This is a genomic window from Planctomonas deserti (assembly GCF_003067705.1).
Classification (GTDB): Bacteria; Actinomycetota; Actinomycetes; order Actinomycetales; family Microbacteriaceae; genus Planctomonas; species Planctomonas deserti.
Genome location: NZ_QANL01000095.1, coordinates 1 through 623 on the forward strand (window position 1 = coordinate 1; position 623 = coordinate 623).

Sequence of the window (623 nt, forward strand, 5' to 3'; positions counted from 1 at the left end):
CCGCAGATGATGTCGCCGCCTACCGCGCGGGTCTGAACGCCTATGCGCATGAAAAGGGGCTTCGGATCGAGCCAGGTACCCAACAGGTGGCACTCTGGCCGTTGATGGAGTGGCTGGACAGGCTGGGATTGGTTCCGGAGCGGGCCAGGATGCAGCTTCGGCTGTCACTGATCCTTCTCGGTGTGTGCGTCGTCAATGCGGCGGCACTGCTGAGCTTCAGTCTGGGGCGCCGTAGGCGGGAGCTCGCTATACGACGTGCACTGGGAGCGCGACGCCGGGACGTGTTCGTCCAGCTCATGTGGGAATCCATCGCGGCGGGAGTCGCAAGCAGTGCACTCGCTGTCGGCACCTATGCACTGGGAATCCGGGTGGTTGCTGCGGGAGACGTTCTGCCCAGCGCGATCACAGCGATGCATGCTGGGGCAATGCTGATGGCGGCTGCCCTGGGAGTCGTCACGACGTTGCTCTGCTCATTGGTCCCATCGTTTGAAATCTGCAGGGTCAGCTCACTGTCGAGTGCCTTCGCGAAGGGAGCTGCCTGAAATGTTCGAATCGATGAGGAAGACCCGACGACACCTGGGAAGAGCCGCACTGATTGCAGTGAAGGAAGCGCTTGCAAGCAT

The 623-nt window shown here is 61.8% G+C and carries 1 protein-coding gene; it reads left to right on the top strand.

The window, feature by feature from the left end:
• On the top strand, positions 1-542 hold a 542-nt coding region (locus tag DAI20_RS17370; protein ID WP_159085144.1), incomplete at its 5' end, for an FtsX-like permease family protein.
• Positions 543-623 lie beyond the last annotated feature (81 nt).